We start from the raw sequence: 15,008 nt of genomic DNA on the forward strand, positions 1-15,008 counted from the left end.
GGGGGTTTGGGCTCACCTGGTCCGGGGCGCTACTTGTCCCGGCTCGGCCTGCCGAGGTGTCCGGGCTCGGCCTGCAGAGACCGTCACGTCCTGCCCCTCCGCCCACTCCCTCGGCTCCACCGGAAGCTCCGCCGTCACGACGAAGCCGCCCCGGGGTCCCGGTCCCGCGCGCAGGGTGCCGCCGGCTGTGGCGAGGCGTTCACTGAGGCCCTTCAGACCGGTGCCGCAGGTGTCGTGGCAGCCGGAGCCGGAGCCGGAGCCGGAGAGGGAGCCGGAGCCGGGCAGGGAGCCTGAGCCGTCGTCCGTGATCGTGAGGTGGGCTCGTTCGGAGGTGCTGCTCAGCGCGACGGTGCAGTGGGTGGCCCGGCTGTGGCGTACGACGTTGGTGACCGCCTCGCGGACCACCCAGGCCAGGAGGGTCTCGGCCGGGGGCGCGAGGGGCGGGCCGGAGCGGCGTACGTCGAGGGTGGTGCCCGCGGCCGAGAGCGCGGAGTGGGCGCGGTCGAGTTCGGTGGTGAGGCTGCCCTCGCGGTAGCCGGTGACGGCCTCGCGGATCTCCGTCAGGGCTTGGCGGCCGACCGACTCGATGTCCGCGATCTGGGCCAGCGCGGTGTCCGGGTCGTGCGGAGCCAGGCGGCGGGCGGCCTCCGACTTCACCACGATCACCGACAGGGTGTGCCCGAGCAGGTCGTGCAGATCGCGGGAGAAGCGCAGGCGTTCCTTGGCCACGGCGCGGCGGGCCAGTTCCTCGCGGGCGGCGCGCAGTTCGCGTACCGCCTCGGCGAGGGAGAGGATCGCCGCCGTGACCATCACGGAGAGGAAGGTGCCGTAGGCCACGTTGATCGCGTCCCAGCCGTCGCGGACCGCGGAGACGGTGCCCGCGAGCGCGGTCAGCGCGAATCCGGCCCCGCGCAGCATCCGGCCGCGCATCGCGGCGCCGACGGCCAGGCCGAGCAGGGGGAAGAAGTTGAGCCAGCTGCCGCCGTAGACGATGGCCAGGGCGCAGGTGTCCAGGGTCATCAGGGCGAGTGCGATCCAGGTGGCGGGGGACTCGCGCTTCTCCTTGACGAAGGAGCGGAACACCACCGAGATGTAGAGGGAGTTGAAGGTGAAGAGGCCGATGCCGCCGATCCAGGGGTTCGGGGTCTCGCCCTGGAAGAGGTTGGCGAAGGAGCCGAGGCCCATCAGCAGCCAGGGCAGCATGGTGAAGCCGCTGAGTGCCGGTCCGTGCTCCGGCCCGCGCTCCGCCTCGTGCTCCGGCCCGCGTTCCGCCTCCTGCTCCGGCCTTTGTCCCCCCGAGGCCTTCCTGGCACGCGCCCTGTCCAACCTGCACCGGATGCTCTTCGGCAGCATGATCTCCCCCGTCTCGGTCGTGGCTTCCGCTCTTCGACTCCTCGACCCTACGAAGCCGGAGGCCTCCCGTGGCAGATCCGGTTGTACGGAGTGGGGCAGGACAAATGTCATGGTCCCCGGCGGCCTCGTACACCGATCTGACGTACTGTCAGGAGTCTTCACAAGTGCACGGGGCTCGGCTATACAGAGGGTCGCCGGACTGGAACGCGTTCTAGGTCGGCCCGCGACGACCTCGGTGCGGCCGACGGTGCGGACGGCCGTATCGAGGTCTTGACTCCGCCACTGTCAGGATCTGCCGCTGTCGGGATCCGCCACTGTCAGGAGCCGTATGCCCATCGACGCAGCCAAGGCCCTCGCCGCCGAACCCAGGACGGGTGAGATCTCCTGGAACTCCAAGGACGTCCAGCTCTACCACCTCGGCATCGGAGCAGGCGTCCCCGCCACCGACCCCGACGAACTGCGCTACACCCTGGAGTCCCGGCTGCACGTCCTGCCGAGCTTCGCCACCGTCGCGGGCTCGGGTTCGCCGGGAGTGATCAGCGGCCTGTCCATGCCCGGCGTCGACGTCGATCTCGCCAGGGTTCTGCACGGCGGCCAGTCGCTGACCATCCACCGCCCCCTCCCGGCCCAGGGCACGGCCACCGCCACCGGCCGCATCGCCGCCGTCTACGACAAGGGCAAGGCGGCCGTCCTGGTCATGCGGACCGAAGTCGCGGACGCCGAGGGCCCGTTGTGGACCAACGACGCCCAGATCTTCGTACGGGGAGAGGGCGGCTGGGGCGGCGACCGGGGCCCCTCCGCCCGCCTCGAACCCCCCACGGGCGAGCCCGACCGGACCGTCGAACGTCCCGTCCGCGAGGAGCAGGCCCTGCTCTACCGCCTCTCCGGCGACTGGAACCCGCTGCACGCCGACCCCGAGTTCGCCAAGGTCGCCGGGTTCGAACGGCCCATCCTGCACGGGCTGTGCACCTACGGCATGACCCTCAAGGCGGTCGTCGACACGCTGCTCGGCGGGGACGTGGCCCGGGTGCGGGCGTACGCCACCCGGTTCGCCGGGGTCGTGTACCCGGGGGAGACCCTGCGGATCCGTATGTGGCACACACCGGAGTCCACGAGGGTCGCCGTCAGCGCCGTGGAGAGGGACGACGCACCCGTCCTCGTCGACACCGTCGTCGAACACTCCTGAACCCTGAATTCACCCTGCCTGAACCCTGAATCACCCCGAGGGGAGCCGCACCATGCGCGCAGCCGTACTGCACGAGATCGGCCAGGACAAGCTGGAGGTCCTCGACGACGTCGAGGCCGTGGGGTTCGGGCCGGGCAGGGTGAGGATCCGGGTGCGGGCCACGGGGCTGTGCCACTCGGACCTGTCCGCGATGTCGGGCGTGCTGCCGCAGCCCGCGCCGTTCGTCCCCGGCCACGAGGGCGCCGGCGAGATCGTGGAAGTCGGGGAGGGCGTCGGGCACCTGAAGGTCGGCGATCGGGTCGTCGTGTGCTGGCTCCCCGCCTGCGGGGTCTGTCCGGCGTGCAGGCGGGGCCAGACCGAGCTGTGCCTCGCCGGGTTCATGAACGCCGGCACCCCCAACTTCAAGCGCCCCGGCGGTGACGTCTTCGGCATGGCCGGCACCGGCACCTTCACCGAGGAGGTCGTCGTCGACGCGGGCTGCGCCGTGCCCATCCCCGACGACGTGCCGTTCGACATCGCCGCCCTCATCGGCTGCGGGGTGACCACCGGACTCGGCGCCGCGCTCAACACCGCCGACGTGGAGGCCGGTTCGTCGGTCGCCGTCATCGGGTGCGGGGGCGTCGGCGTCTCGGCGATCCAGGGCGCCCGGCTGAAGGGCGCCGCCGAGATAGTCGCCGTCGACCCGGTGGCCGCGCGGCGCGAGGCGGCCCTCCGCTTCGGCGCGACGATGGCGGTCTCGCCCGAGGAACTGGCCGACGCCAAGCAGTCCGTGACCGCCGGTGAGGGCTTCGACTACGTCTTCGAGGTCGTCGGCCGCTCCGCCACCGCCCGCACCGCGTACGAGAACACCCGGCGCGGCGGCACGCTCGTCGTGGTCGGCGCGGGCGCGATGGACGACTTCCTGCAGCTCAGCATGTTCGAGCTGTTCTTCGACGAGAAGCGGATCCTGCCCTCCATGTACGGCGGCGGGGACGTGCTGCGGTCGTACGAGCGGACCATCGCGCTGTGGCGGGCCGGCCGGATCGACCTGGCGGGCCTGATCACCCACCGCGTGCCGCTCGCCGACATCAACGAGGCGCTCGACCAGATGCGGACGGGCGCGGCGCTGCGTACGTGCATCGAGATCTGACCGGCCGCGTGGGAAGGGGCTTCGCGATGTCACGTCCGCTCGAAGGGCTGTCGGCGATCGTCACCGGCGCGGGGCGCGGTCTCGGCCGGGCCGAGGCACTGGAGCTGGCCCGGCTCGGCGCGGCCGTCGTCGTCAATGACCACGGCCGGCCCGGACGGGACGGTTCCGGCGAGGTGTCCACGGGGCCCGCCGATGAGGTCGCGGGCACCATCCGGGCGGCCGGCGGGCGGGCCGTCGTCCACACCGGGGACGTGTCCGACCACCAACAGGCGCGGGAACTCGTCGAATTGGCGGTCGCCGAGTTCGGGAAGCTGGACATCCTCGTCAACAACGCGGGCATCCTGCGCGACCGCATGGTCTTCTCGATGGCGGAGGAGGAGTGGGACGCGGTCGTCCGGGTGCATCTCAAGGGCCACTTCAACACGGTGCGGTTCGCCTCCGCGCACTGGCGTGACCGGGCGAAGGCGGGTGGCGGGCCGGTGTACGGGCGGATCGTGAACACCTCGTCGGAGGCGTTCCTCGCCGGGTCCGCCGGACAGCCCAACTACGCGGCGGCGAAGGGCGGGATCGTCGGGCTGACCACGTCCACGGCGCTCGCCCTCGCCAAGTACGGCGTCACGGCGAACGTGATCTGTCCACGGGCACGGACGCGGATGACCGAGGACGTGTTCGGCGAGGCCACCGCCGACGGTCTGGATCCGCTCGCCCCCGAGCACGTGGCCCCGCTCGTGGGCTACTTGGCGTCACCCGCCGCCGCACGCGTCAACGGACAGCTCCTCGTCGTGCACGGCGGGATGGTCGCGGTCGTCGAACGGCCCCGGGTGGGCGCGAAGTTCGACAGCAAGCAGGACACGTTCACGTACGACGAACTGGACGCGCTGCTCACGCCGTACTACGTGGGCCGGCCCGCGGGGGAGACGTTCGGGGCGGCGGAGGTACTGGGGCTCAAGAGGGAGTGAAACGACCGACGGCAGTACCCCGGCGGTCCGGGGTACTGCCGTGCATTGACGTTTCGTCGCCGCTCAGGCGGCCGCCGTCGCTTCCGCCTGGGCGGCCTGCTTGCGGTGGCGTCCCTGAGGGGCGGTCTCGGCGTCCTTGGTCGAGATCTGGCCCCGGTGCCGGCCGTGTCCTACCGCCTCGCGGGCGTCGGCGGTGGTCGGCTGGGTGGTGTGCGTGTCGCTCATCTTGAAGTGTTCACCCCGTCGAACATGATCTTTCGTACAGACGGGTGAGTTTATCGGGCGTCGATCAAATGGCTGAGGGCGGTGACAGGGGTGTCACCCCACTGTTATCGACTCTCCACAGCTCCCCTCCCCTTCTGTCACCCGCACCCGGCCTGAGCCGCCACGCGCCCCTCCAGCGGCGCCTGTTGCAGCGGAACGGGGCGTGGCGCGGCCACGGCCGCGGGGGCGTCGGCCGCCGTCGGCGCGACCTCCGAGGCCTGGACTCCCGGGGACTCGACCGAACCCGAAGCCATGGCCGAACCCGAAGCCATAGCCATAGCTGAAGCCGAACCCGAAGCCATGGCCGAGGCCGACGCCTCCGCCGGGGAACCCGAAGCCCCGGCCGTTCCGGCTTCAGCTTCCCCCTCCCAAGGCGCCCCCACCCAGGCCACCCCGCACGCCACCGCCCTCGTCGCGTACGGCAGTCGCAGCACCCCCTCCCTGCTCCACAGTCCCGACCCCGTCAACCAGCCCTCGGGGGCGGGCAGATGGTGGAGGCGGCGGTCGGCGGGGCGCCAGAGGCCGACCCAGGTGCCGGCCTCGCCCTCGACGGACAGGGCCACCCCGCAGCTCTCGGGGGTCAGGATCTGGCCGGGCTGGATGGCGAAGGGGGTGAGCCGGTGGTCGGGGAGGCGGAGGCACTCGGGGAAGCGGACCGGCAGTGTGCTGCCCAGGATGCCCCAGCCGAGCCGGTCCTCGCCGGGGGAGGGCGCGTCCGAACGGATCAGCAGCAGTCCGCTGTCGGGGTCGGCGAGCAGCAGCCGGTCGTCGCTCCCCTCGGCGATCTGCAGCAGGGGCGAGACCTCGCCGTCCCGCCCCAGATCCACCACCACGGTCTTGGTGCGGCCGTCCGACTCCCGGTCCAGGGCGAGCAGTCGGCCCGCCGAGTCCAGCCAGACACCGCCCGAGCACCGGCCCGGCACCTCCGCCAGCCGCTCCGGGCCGAACGTTCCGCCTGCCACGAGCCACACCACCGTGGAGCTACGGCCCACGGCGAGGGCGTACGCCTGGTCCCCGCGCGGCGAGGGCGGCAGCAGCCGCAGTTCGGCGTCCCCGCCCAGGCAGCCGACCGCGCCGAGCGGCAGCTCACCCGTGCCGGGACCGGTGGGGTAGAGCAGCGAGAACAGGTGCCGGTCGGCCGCCAGACGGTGGATCAGCACGCGCCCGTCGGCCAGGGGGAGCACTTCGGTGCCGGGCTCCTCGGGCTGGTTGCCGGGCAGCGGCACCGCGTACGGCTCGGGGCCGTCCAGCGTCCAGCGCTCCGGGAACCAGGACTCACCGGCGAGGGCGAGCCGCGCCGCGTACGCTCCGTCGGCGGTGAGCACACAGCCGGGCGCCGAGACGGATCGTTCCGTCCGCTCGCTGTCGCCGCTCCCGTCGTTCCCGGTTCCCGTCGTCGGGGGCGATGGTGCACAGACTGTCATCGTTCGATCACCTCCGGCGACGAAGGTAGTTTTCGCTCGCACAGAAGGGGGCACGCCGGGCGCCCCCTTCACACATAAGGGTGCTCGTCCCGCGATTCGCCTGAGGGAAGGGAGGCGGATGTGCTGGAGGGCCGGACCTGGGCGGGTGGAACAGCGGCGGGGCGCAAGGGGCGGCAGGTCAAGTGACCCGCGGCCGGTCTGGCACACGGGTGAGGCAGGTAGCCTTCTGTGCGTGCCCCGTCTGTCTGAAGTCATCGCCGCGCTCGACGTCCTCTGGCCTCCCGAGAGTGCCGAGGGGTGGGACGCGGTCGGCACGGTCTGCGGCGACCCGGACCAGGAGGTCACACGGGTCCTGTTCGCCGTCGATCCCGTCCGGGAGATCGTCGAAGAGGCGGTGAAGCTGGGCGCCGACCTGCTGGTCACCCACCACCCGCTCTATCTGCGCGGTACGACGACGGTCGCGGCCTCCACCTTCAAGGGCCGCGTCGTGCACACCCTCATCAAGAACGACATCGCGCTGCACGTGGCCCACACCAACGCCGACACCGCCGACCCGGGCGTGAGCGACGCCCTGGCGGGCGCGCTGGACCTGAGGGTCGTACGCCCCCTCGTGCCGGATGCCACCGACCCCGACGGCCGGCGCGGTCTCGGCCGCGTCTGCGAGCTGGACCACCCGCTGACCGTACGGGAGCTGGCCGCGCGGGTCGCCGAGCGGCTGCCCGCCACCGCGCAGGGCATCCGGGTGGCCGGCGACCCCGAGGCCGTCGTCCGCACGATCGCCGTCAGCGGCGGCTCCGGCGACAGCCTCTTCGACCACGTACGCGCGGCCGGTGTCGACGCCTTCCTCACGGCGGACCTGCGCCACCACCCGGTGTCCGAGGCGGTGGCCCACAGTCCCCTCGCGCTGCTCGACGCGGCGCACTGGGCCACCGAATGGCCCTGGTGCGAGCTGGCCGCCGCCCAGCTCGACGAGATCTCCGACCGGAAGGGATGGGGACTTCGCGTCCACGTCTCGAAGACGGTCACCGACCCCTGGACGGCCCACGCGGCGTCCAACCCGACCTCTAGCTCAATGGGAGCCCCCAACTGAACGCCGCGCCCGCCGACCAGATTCGCCTCCTCGACGTCCAGGGACTGGACGTACGCCTGCAGCAGCTCGCGCACAAGCGGAGGTCGCTGCCCGAGCACGCCGAGATCGAGTCGCTGACGAAGGACCACATCCAGCTGCGCGACCTGCTCGTGGCCGCGCAGACCGAGGAGAGCGACACCGCCCGCGAGCAGACCAAGGCCGAGCAGGACGTGGACCAGGTGCGCCAGCGCGCCGCCCGCGACCAGCAGCGCCTGGACTCGGGTGCCGTCTCCTCGCCGAAGGACCTGGAGAACCTCCAGCGCGAGATCGCCTCCCTCGCCAAGCGGCAGGGCGACCTGGAGGACATCGTCCTCGAGGTCATGGAGCGCCGGGAGTCCGCGCAGGAGCGGGTCGCCGAGCTGACCGAGCGCGTCGGCGCCGTCCAGGGGAAGGTCGACGACGCGACCGCCCGCCGGGACGCAGCCTTCGATGAGATCGACGGCGAGGTCGCCTCGGTGACCAAGGAGCGCGAGGTCATCGCCGCCTCCGTCCCGGCCGACCTGCTCAAGCTCTACGACAAGCTGCGCACCCAGCAGGGCGGCATCGGCGCGGCCAAGCTGTACCAGCGCACCTGCCAGGGCTGCCGCCAGGAGCTGTCGATCACCGACGTCAACGACATCCGAAAGGCCACCCCCGACACCGTCGTGCGCTGCGAGAACTGCGGCCGCATCCTGGTGCGCACGGGCGAGTCCGGGCTGTAGGCAACGGTCGCCGAGCGGCGGCAGCGAACGTCAAGGGGCTTGTGACGTGCGGGAGTTCATCGTCGAGGCCGACGGCGGTTCCCGGGGCAACCCGGGGCCCGCGGGCTACGGCTCGGTCGTCCTCGACGCGACGACGGGCGAGACGCTGGTGGAGGCGGCCGAGTACATCGGCGTCGCCACGAACAACGTCGCCGAGTACCGGGGGCTCATCGCCGGTCTGAAGGCCGCGTACGAGCTGGACCCGACGGCGGCCGTCCGGGTCCGGATGGACTCCAAGCTCGTCGTCGAACAGATGTCGGGCCGCTGGAAGATCAAGCACCCGGACATGAAGCCGCTGGCCGCCGAGGCCGCGCGCGCGTTCCCGCCCGGCAGCGTCACCTACGAGTGGATCCCGCGCGAGCGGAACAAGCACGCCGACCGGCTCGCCAACGAGGCGATGGACGCGGGGAAGCGGGGGGAGCGGTGGAGCGCGTCCGCGTCCACCGCGGAGCTGGACGCGCGGGCGGCGAGGGCGGCGGCGTCAGCGGCCCCCGAGCCGTCGGGCCCGCCAGGGGACGCGGCGGCGGGCGCGGCGAGGGCGCGGGCGGCGTTGACGGGAGCGCGGGGTGGTAGGGCCGGCACGACCACGCCGGCCACGTCCGGAACGGAAGCCGCGAAGGCCGAGGCTGCGAAGGCCGAGGCTGCGAAGACTGAGGCCGCGAAGACTGAGGCCGCGAAGACTGAGGCCGCGAAGGCCGAGGCTGTGAAGGCCGAGGCCGCGAAGACCGAAGCCGCGAAGGGAGACGCTGCGAAGGCCGAGGCCGCGAAGGGAGACGCTGCGAAGGCCGAAGCCGTGAAGGCACAGGCCGACCTCCGCGCCGCCAAGAACGTCGCCTCCGCCGCCCCCGACCTCGGCACCCCCGCCACCTTCGTCCTGCTCCGGCACGGCGAGACCCCGCTGACCCCCCAGAAGCGGTTCTCGGGAAGCGGCGGATCCGACCCCTCCCTCTCCGGCATCGGCCGCCACCAGGCGGAACGTGTCGCCGCCGCCCTCGCCGTACGCGGTACCGTCCAGGCGATCGTGTCGTCGCCGCTGGCCCGCTGCCGTGAGACGGCGGGTGTCGTCGCCGCCCGGCTGGGACTGCCGGTCGAGATCGAGGACGGGCTGCGGGAGACCGACTTCGGCGCCTGGGAGGGGCTGAGCTTCGCGGAGGTCCGTGAGCGCCACCCCGACGACATGAACGCCTGGCTGGCCTCGCCGGACGCCGAACCCACCGGCGGCGGAGAGAGCTTCGCGGCCGTGGCCGACCGGGTCGCCGCGACCCGGGACAGGCTCGTCGCGGCGTACGCGGGCCGCACGGTCCTGCTCGTCTCCCACGTCACCCCGATCAAGACCCTCGTCCGACTGGCCCTCGGCGCACCCGCCGAGTCCCTGTTCCGTATGGAGCTCTCGGCGGCGGCGCTCTCGGCGGTGGCCTACTACGCGGACGGCAACGCGACGGTACGGCTCCTCAACGACACGTCACACCTGCGCTGAGCCCCGTCAGCGGTGGTGGCCGAGCGCGGCCGCCTCCCGGGCCAGCGCTTCCACCCGCCCCCAGTCCCGGGCCGCCACCGCGTCCGCCGGGAGCATCCAGGTCCCGCCCACACAGCCGACGTTGGGGAGGGACAGGTACTCCGGCGCGTTGCCGGGCCCGATCCCCCCGGTGGGGCAGAAGCGGGCCTTGGGGAGCGGCCCGGCGAGCGACCGCAGATACGCCGTACCGCCCGCCGCCTGCGCCGGGAAGAACTTCATCTCCCGCACCCCGCGCTCCAACAACGCCACCACCTCCGAGGCGGTCGACACCCCGGGCAGGAACGGCACCCCGGACGCCCGCATGGCCTCCAGTAGAACGTCCGTCCAGCCCGGGCTGACCAGGAACCGCGCCCCAGCCGCCAGCGACTCCGCCACCTGCTCCGGCGTCACGACCGTGCCCGCGCCGACCATCGCGTCCGGCACCGCGTCGGCGACCGCCCGGATCGCGTCGAGCGCGGCGGGCGTCCGCAGGGTCACCTCGATCGCGGGCAGCCCACCGGCGACCAGTGCCCGCGCGAGCGGCACGGCGTCGGCGGCGTCGTCGATGACGACGACGGGCACGACGGGCGCGAGATCGAGCAGCGAAGAGGCAGAGACCATGGGGTCATCGTGCCCAAGCGGTGCACTGCGCGCAAAGGGCGTTGCGACCTGCGCAATGCCCCTGCGTGACGGTGTCAGTGAACCTCGTCCACCAACACGTCCAGCGACCACGCCTGCCCGGCCTTCACCGGCGCCTCGGCCTCCACCACGTACCCCAGATCCCGCAACGCCTCCACCAGCTCCGCCGGGCCCGAAGGCGCCGCGCCCGCCGACAGCAGACTCCGTACGATCCGCCCCTTCGTCGCCTTGTTGAAGTGGCTGACCACCTTGCGGGTCGGCGCGTGCAGCACCCGGACGCTCGCCGTCCGCCCGGCCACCTCACCCTTCGGCTTCCAGGCGGCGGCGTACGCCGAGGACCGCAGGTCCAGCACCAGACCGGCCCCGGCCGCCTCGGGCAGCGCCGACGCCATCGGCGTACGCCAGTGCGCGCCCAGCGCACCGAGGCCGGGCAGCTTCACGCCCATCGAGCAGCGGTAGGAAGGAATCCGGTCCGTCACCCGGACGGCGCCCCACAGCCCCGAGAAGACGAGCAGCGAACGGGCCGCGCGCCTCTTCGCGTCCGGGTCCAGCGAGGCCAGGTCCAGGGCGTCGTACAGCACCCCCGTGTAGATCTCGCCCGCCGGGCGCGCCCCGGCCGTCCGCAGCTCCGTGTTCTTGGCGATCTCGCCGCGCAGCCCCTCGCTCAGCCCGAGCACCTCGCGGGCCTTGTCCTCGTCGCTCACGCACAGCTCGACCAGCTCGTCCAGCACGGCTTGGCGCGCCTCGGCGAGGGCCGGCAGGGACAGGGACTCGGGCTTCAGCGGGGTGCCGCGGCCGGAGGGGGCCTTGCCTTCGGAGGGCGGCAGCAGGACGAGCATGGTTCTCCAGTCTTCTCTTCCGGAGTCTTCCGGCGTCTTCCGGCGTCTTCCGGAGTCTTCCGGCGTGGTACGTCGGGGGGCTCGCGCCAGATTACGGTGTGCCGCTCAGGTCGCCCGTCCACGGGATGCCCGTCCACCGCCCCCGTTCTACGCTCGACCCATGCCCCGCCGCCACATCCGTGCCACGGGCGCCCCCGAGGCCCCGCTCCGGGCGGCCCTGCGCGCGCTGCGCGGGGAACTCGCCGTCCCCGAGGCCTTCCCGCTGGAGGTCCTCGTCGAGGCGGAACACGCAGCGAAGGCCCCTCACCTCCCCCCGAACGCCGCGCACGGCTCGTACGACGGGCACGGCTCGTACGCCGCGCACGGCTCGTACGACGCGCTCGACGCCACGGACATCCCCCTCTTCACCATCGACCCGCCCATCGCGACCGACCTCGACCAGGCGGTGCACCTGGAGACGAGGAGGAAGGGCGGCTACCGCGTCCGGTACGCCATCGCCGACGTGGCCGCCTTCGTCACCCCCGGCGGCGCGCTCGACGCGGAGGCCCACCGCCGGGTGACGACCCTGTACTTCCCGGACGGCAAGGTGCCCCTGCACCCCGCGTGCCTCGCCGAGGGCGCCGCCGGCCTGCTCCCCGACCACACCCGCCCGGCGGTCCTGTGGACGCTGGACCTCGACACGGACGGCCGTACCGAGAACGTCGACGTCCGCCGCGCCCTCGTCCGCAGCCGCGCCAAGCTGGACTACGAGGGCGTACAGAAGGAGATCGAGACGGGTACGGCCGAGGAGCCGCTCGCCCTGCTCGAACGCGTCGGGCGACTGCGCGAGGCACTGGAGGTCGAACGCGGCGGCATCTCCCTCAGCATCCCCGACCAGGAGATCGTCGAGCACGACGGCACCTACGAACTGACGTACAGCGCCCCGCTCCCCGCCGAGTCCTGGAACGCCCAGATCTCCCTGCTCACGGGCATGGCCGCCGCCGACCTGATGCTCAGCCACGGCACGGGCATCCTCCGCGCCCTCCCCGCCGCACCGGGCGGCGAGGTCGGCCGCCTGCGCCGTACCGCCATCGCCCTGCACATCGACTGGCCGCACCACGTCTCGTACGCCCAGCTCATCCGCGCCCTCGACCCGCACGAGCCCCGCCACGCGGCGTTCCTCCTCGCCTGCACGACCCTCCTGCGCGGCGCGAACCACACGGTCTTCCGGGACGGCGACCTGCCCGAGATCACCACCCACCCCGCCGTGGCCGCCCCCTACACCCACTGCACGGCCCCCCTGCGCCGCCTCGCCGACCGCTACGCCACGGAGATCTGCCTGGCGGCGTCGGCGGGCGAGCCACCCCCCGACTGGGTCCTGGCCGCCCTCGACGCCCTCCCCGAGGAGATGGCCGGTGGCACCCGGCGCGCGGCCCGCGTGGAGCGCGAGTGCGTGGACGTCGTCGAGGCGGCCCTCCTCAGCAACCGGGTGGGCGAGGTCTTCGACGGATGGGTGGTGGACGTACGAGACGACCAACCCGCCGTCGGAACGGTCCAGTTGGAGTCCCCGGCCGTCATCGGCCGCGTCGACGGCCCCGAAGGCCGCCCCTTGCCACTGGGGGAGCGGCTGCCCGTACGCCTCACCCAGGCGGAGCCGGGAACGGCGAAGGTGAGGTTCGCACCCGCGTGAACTCCCTTACGAGCCCTACGAGTTGATCGGCGTCGTCCACATGAAAGCGCACCACGCGTACGGACCTGCGCCGCCCGAAGAAGGTCAAGTGATCGACGGGCTCGGTCAGTTCGAGGGTGACGCTGGTCTGCGAGCCGACCTCCAGGGCGAGTTCGCCGTCCCGCTTCCCGTGGGTCGTACGCAGCTCGCGGCGGACCTCCGCGACGGCCGTGAGCGGGACGCGCAGGTCGACGCTCGCGAAGCGGCGCAGCCGGAGCGCGGTGTCGGTGAGGACGTGGGGGCGGGTCACCGAGGCGGCGTGCAGTCCGACGACGACGAAGAGGGTGTAGACGTCGAGGAGGAGGAAGACCGCGTGGGCGGTCGGGAAGCCGCGCAGCAGCAGGGACATCGTCACCGTCTCGACCACGCAGACGAAGCCGAGGCCGATCGTCATCGCCCCCTGCCCGCGCGCGTACCCGAACGCCCGCCCCTCCCCGACGCCGTGCGGACGCCGGACCAGCCAGCGCAACAGGCTTGTCAGCAGCCGGAGTTCGTGAGCTGCGAGGGTGCGGGCGGTCCGGACGGTGCTCCTCATGGGCGGGCCTCCGTGAGTATCCGTAGCGTGCGGCGGATCGCCTCCGCCTGGGCCGGGGCGAAGTCGGCGTAGAAGGCACGCAGAAAGCTGCCGCTGTCGATGCCGCCGCCGGTGCCCGTGCCCGTGCCGGGGGCGATGCCCGTGCCGGGGTCGGTGTGGGGGACCAGCTCCGGTGGGATCAGCTCGGCGAGGACCCGAGCCGCCTCGTCCACGCGCGGGTCCTCGGGGTCCGCGTCGGCGAGGGCGTCGAGCAGGGCGTACGCCTCGTGCGCCCGCTCCACCGCGCCGGGCGCCGACAGCATGCTCTCCAGCCCGGCGAGCATCGCCGCCCGGGCCTCCGGCGGCGCGGACGTCTCCAGGAGGGCGAACACCTCACGGTCCTTGACGGCCATCGGGGAGTCCGGGCCGGGCCCGAACCTGCCGAACAGCGCCGCCAGCTCGGGCGAGACGGGCCCCTCGGCGGGCAGCCGCCCCTCCCGCGCGTCCTCCATCAGCACCCGCAGCCGGGCCCGCCGCTCCCGGAGCGCGCCCTCCTGCCGGGCGAGGTCCTCGTCCAGCTCGGCCAGCACCGCGGCCGGCTCCCGCCCCGCGTCGTCCGCGAGCACGTCCCGCACCTCGGCGAGCCCGAGCCCCAGCTCCGTCAGCCGCCGGATGCGCGCGAGCACGACGGCGTGGCGCAGGGTGTAGTCCCGGTACCCGTTGGGCCGGCGCCCGGGCTCCGGCAGCAGGCCCAGATGGTGGTAGTGCCGCACCGCCCGCGTGGTGACACCGACGGTCGCGGCCAGCTCTCCGATCCGCATGGGACCAGTAGAAACGTTGACGCTGCGGCAGGGTCAAGCGAGCGGCCCGGCGACCGACGGTGACGGCGATCATGTGCCACGATCGAGGGAACGGTTCCCGATCTCACGGACAGGTGATCAGCCGATGTCCCAGTCTGGCGAGCGACCGAAGGAGGGGCGTGACATGACTGCCATGGCCCACGAGCCGCTCACGCAGGAAGAGGTCCTGCTGGAGGGCTTCCTCGCCCTGGACACCCCGGAGGGATTCCGGGCTGAGCTCGTCGAGGGGGAGATCGTGGTGGCACCGCCGCCGGACGGGGATCACGAGGACTACATCGAGCTGATCGTGCAGCAGGTGTACAGGCGGTCCCGGACCGACATGCAGTTCTCCGGGAACAAGGGGCTGAAGCTGGGGAAGGCGGAGGGCTGCCCCAAGGACCACGTGATCCCGGACGGCACGTTCGCTCTCCGGAGTCTGCGGCTCTACCGGGGTGCGGACCCCTGGATGCCCTGTCAGGGCGTCTCCATGGTTCTGGAGGTGACTTCCACCAGGCCCAAGGCCGACCGTGAGGTCAAGCGCCGCTGCTACGCCCGCGGCGGTGTCCCGCTCTACCTGCTCGTCGACCGTGACACCCCAGAGGTGACACTCCTCAGCGATCCGCGAGAGGACGAATACCGCCAGCACTGCACCGTCCCCTTCGGCAAGCCCCTCGCCCTCCCCGAGCCCTTCGCCTTCGACCTGGACACGGCGGACTTCCTCTGAGCCCGGCGGGATGGAAGCGAGCCACCCACGTGTTGCCCCCGTAAAGCCGTCGGAAGGGGTGGGGCG

At 72.7% G+C, this 15,008-nt stretch carries 15 protein-coding genes; 8 read left to right on the top strand and 7 right to left on the bottom strand.

Features of this window, described 5'->3' with window-relative positions; all coding sequences use genetic code 11:
* Nucleotides 1–12: 12 nt before the first annotated feature.
* On the bottom strand, nt 13–1,353 hold the full coding sequence (locus tag SGFS_RS39880; protein WP_434028133.1) for a sensor histidine kinase: 1,341 nt from the start codon (nt 1,351–1,353) through the stop codon (nt 13–15).
* A gap of 328 nt (nt 1,354–1,681) precedes the next feature.
* On the opposite strand from SGFS_RS39880, the gene SGFS_RS39885 reads away from it, so the two are divergent.
* From SGFS_RS39885 to SGFS_RS39895, 3 genes are read left to right on the top strand one after another with little or no spacing between them, the layout of a single operon-like run.
* A complete protein-coding gene (locus SGFS_RS39885) occupies nt 1,682–2,539 on the top strand; it encodes a MaoC/PaaZ C-terminal domain-containing protein (RefSeq protein ID WP_286257126.1) in 858 nt (285 codons plus the stop codon).
* A 52-nt stretch (nt 2,540–2,591) separates the two neighbouring features.
* Nucleotides 2,592–3,668: a Zn-dependent alcohol dehydrogenase gene (locus SGFS_RS39890; RefSeq protein ID WP_286257127.1), complete on the top strand. Its 1,077-nt coding sequence runs from the start codon at nt 2,592–2,594 to the stop codon at nt 3,666–3,668.
* A gap of 26 nt (nt 3,669–3,694) precedes the next feature.
* Complete coding sequence (locus SGFS_RS39895) at nt 3,695–4,627, top strand: 3-oxoacyl-ACP reductase (RefSeq protein WP_286257128.1); 933 nt, start codon at nt 3,695–3,697, stop codon at nt 4,625–4,627.
* Nucleotides 4,628–4,690: 63 nt separating this feature from the next.
* Here SGFS_RS39895 and SGFS_RS39900 read toward each other — a convergent pair whose 3' ends face one another.
* On the bottom strand, nt 4,691–4,852 hold the full coding sequence (locus SGFS_RS39900; RefSeq protein WP_286257129.1) for a hypothetical protein: 162 nt from the start codon (nt 4,850–4,852) through the stop codon (nt 4,691–4,693).
* A 137-nt stretch (nt 4,853–4,989) separates the two neighbouring features.
* Nucleotides 4,990–6,315, bottom strand: a complete 1,326-nt coding sequence (locus tag SGFS_RS39905) for a hypothetical protein (protein WP_286257130.1) — start codon at nt 6,313–6,315, stop codon at nt 4,990–4,992.
* A gap of 232 nt (nt 6,316–6,547) precedes the next feature.
* Here SGFS_RS39905 and SGFS_RS39910 point away from each other — a divergent pair, with 232 nt between their 5' ends.
* From SGFS_RS39910 to SGFS_RS39920, 3 genes are read left to right on the top strand one after another with little or no spacing between them, the layout of a single operon-like run.
* Nucleotides 6,548–7,405, top strand: coding sequence for a Nif3-like dinuclear metal center hexameric protein (locus SGFS_RS39910; protein ID WP_286257131.1), 858 nt, complete (start codon nt 6,548–6,550; stop codon nt 7,403–7,405).
* Nucleotides 7,402–8,145, top strand: a complete 744-nt coding sequence (locus SGFS_RS39915) for a zinc ribbon domain-containing protein (protein WP_350284099.1) — start codon at nt 7,402–7,404, stop codon at nt 8,143–8,145. Before SGFS_RS39910 ends, SGFS_RS39915 begins: the two co-directional genes overlap by 4 nt.
* Before the next feature lie 46 nt (nt 8,146–8,191).
* Entirely contained in the window at nt 8,192–9,661 is a 1,470-nt protein-coding gene (locus SGFS_RS39920) for a bifunctional RNase H/acid phosphatase (protein WP_286257133.1), read from the top strand.
* A gap of 6 nt (nt 9,662–9,667) precedes the next feature.
* Here the strand turns inward: SGFS_RS39920 and eda are convergent, their stop codons facing one another.
* Nucleotides 9,668–10,300: a bifunctional 4-hydroxy-2-oxoglutarate aldolase/2-dehydro-3-deoxy-phosphogluconate aldolase gene (gene eda, locus SGFS_RS39925; protein ID WP_286257134.1), complete on the bottom strand. Its 633-nt coding sequence runs from the start codon at nt 10,298–10,300 to the stop codon at nt 9,668–9,670.
* A gap of 74 nt (nt 10,301–10,374) precedes the next feature.
* Entirely contained in the window at nt 10,375–11,157 is a 783-nt protein-coding gene (yaaA, locus tag SGFS_RS39930) for a peroxide stress protein YaaA (RefSeq protein ID WP_286257135.1), read from the bottom strand.
* 160 nt (nt 11,158–11,317) lie between these two features.
* Between yaaA and SGFS_RS39935 the strand changes: the two genes are divergently transcribed.
* The gene (locus tag SGFS_RS39935; protein ID WP_286257136.1) at nt 11,318–12,826 is read left to right on the top strand and encodes an RNB domain-containing ribonuclease; all 1,509 of its coding nucleotides are present in this window, start codon (nt 11,318–11,320) and stop codon (nt 12,824–12,826) included.
* Here the strand turns inward: SGFS_RS39935 and SGFS_RS39940 are convergent.
* Both SGFS_RS39940 and SGFS_RS39945 read right to left on the bottom strand, forming a co-directional pair.
* On the bottom strand, nt 12,777–13,400 hold the full coding sequence (locus SGFS_RS39940; RefSeq protein WP_286257137.1) for a hypothetical protein: 624 nt from the start codon (nt 13,398–13,400) through the stop codon (nt 12,777–12,779). The two genes, SGFS_RS39935 and SGFS_RS39940, sit on opposite strands and share 50 nt — an antisense overlap.
* Nucleotides 13,397–14,200, bottom strand: a complete 804-nt coding sequence (locus SGFS_RS39945) for a MerR family transcriptional regulator (RefSeq protein WP_286257138.1) — start codon at nt 14,198–14,200, stop codon at nt 13,397–13,399. Before SGFS_RS39945 ends, SGFS_RS39940 begins: the two co-directional genes overlap by 4 nt.
* 163 nt (nt 14,201–14,363) lie before the next feature.
* On the opposite strand from SGFS_RS39945, the gene SGFS_RS39950 reads away from it, so the two are divergent.
* Nucleotides 14,364–14,942 carry a Uma2 family endonuclease gene (locus SGFS_RS39950; RefSeq protein ID WP_286257139.1) on the top strand — a complete coding sequence of 193 codons (579 nt, stop codon included), beginning with the start codon at nt 14,364–14,366 and terminating at the stop codon, nt 14,940–14,942.
* Nucleotides 14,943–15,008: the final 66 nt, after the last annotated feature.

The organism is Streptomyces graminofaciens, assembly GCF_030294945.1.
Taxonomy (GTDB): domain Bacteria; phylum Actinomycetota; class Actinomycetes; order Streptomycetales; family Streptomycetaceae; genus Streptomyces; species Streptomyces graminofaciens.

Bases quoted from the DNA above. Each gene is read 5' to 3' on its own strand.
- SGFS_RS39880 (WP_434028133.1), bottom strand. From the start codon at position 1,353: ATGCTGCCGAAGAGCATCCGGTGCAGGTTGGACAGGGCGCGTGCCAGG.
- SGFS_RS39885 (WP_286257126.1), top strand. From the start codon at position 1,682: ATGCCCATCGACGCAGCCAAGGCCCTCGCCGCCGAACCCAGGACGGGT.
- SGFS_RS39890 (WP_286257127.1), top strand. From the start codon at position 2,592: ATGCGCGCAGCCGTACTGCACGAGATCGGCCAGGACAAGCTGGAGGTC.
- SGFS_RS39895 (WP_286257128.1), top strand. From the start codon at position 3,695: ATGTCACGTCCGCTCGAAGGGCTGTCGGCGATCGTCACCGGCGCGGGG.
- SGFS_RS39900 (WP_286257129.1), bottom strand. From the start codon at position 4,852: ATGAGCGACACGCACACCACCCAGCCGACCACCGCCGACGCCCGCGAG.
- SGFS_RS39905 (WP_286257130.1), bottom strand. From the start codon at position 6,315: ATGACAGTCTGTGCACCATCGCCCCCGACGACGGGAACCGGGAACGAC.
- eda (WP_286257134.1), bottom strand. From the start codon at position 10,300: ATGGTCTCTGCCTCTTCGCTGCTCGATCTCGCGCCCGTCGTGCCCGTC.
- yaaA (WP_286257135.1), bottom strand. From the start codon at position 11,157: ATGCTCGTCCTGCTGCCGCCCTCCGAAGGCAAGGCCCCCTCCGGCCGC.
- SGFS_RS39935 (WP_286257136.1), top strand. From the start codon at position 11,318: ATGCCCCGCCGCCACATCCGTGCCACGGGCGCCCCCGAGGCCCCGCTC.
- SGFS_RS39940 (WP_286257137.1), bottom strand. From the start codon at position 13,400: ATGAGGAGCACCGTCCGGACCGCCCGCACCCTCGCAGCTCACGAACTC.
- SGFS_RS39945 (WP_286257138.1), bottom strand. From the start codon at position 14,200: ATGCGGATCGGAGAGCTGGCCGCGACCGTCGGTGTCACCACGCGGGCG.
- SGFS_RS39950 (WP_286257139.1), top strand. From the start codon at position 14,364: ATGACTGCCATGGCCCACGAGCCGCTCACGCAGGAAGAGGTCCTGCTG.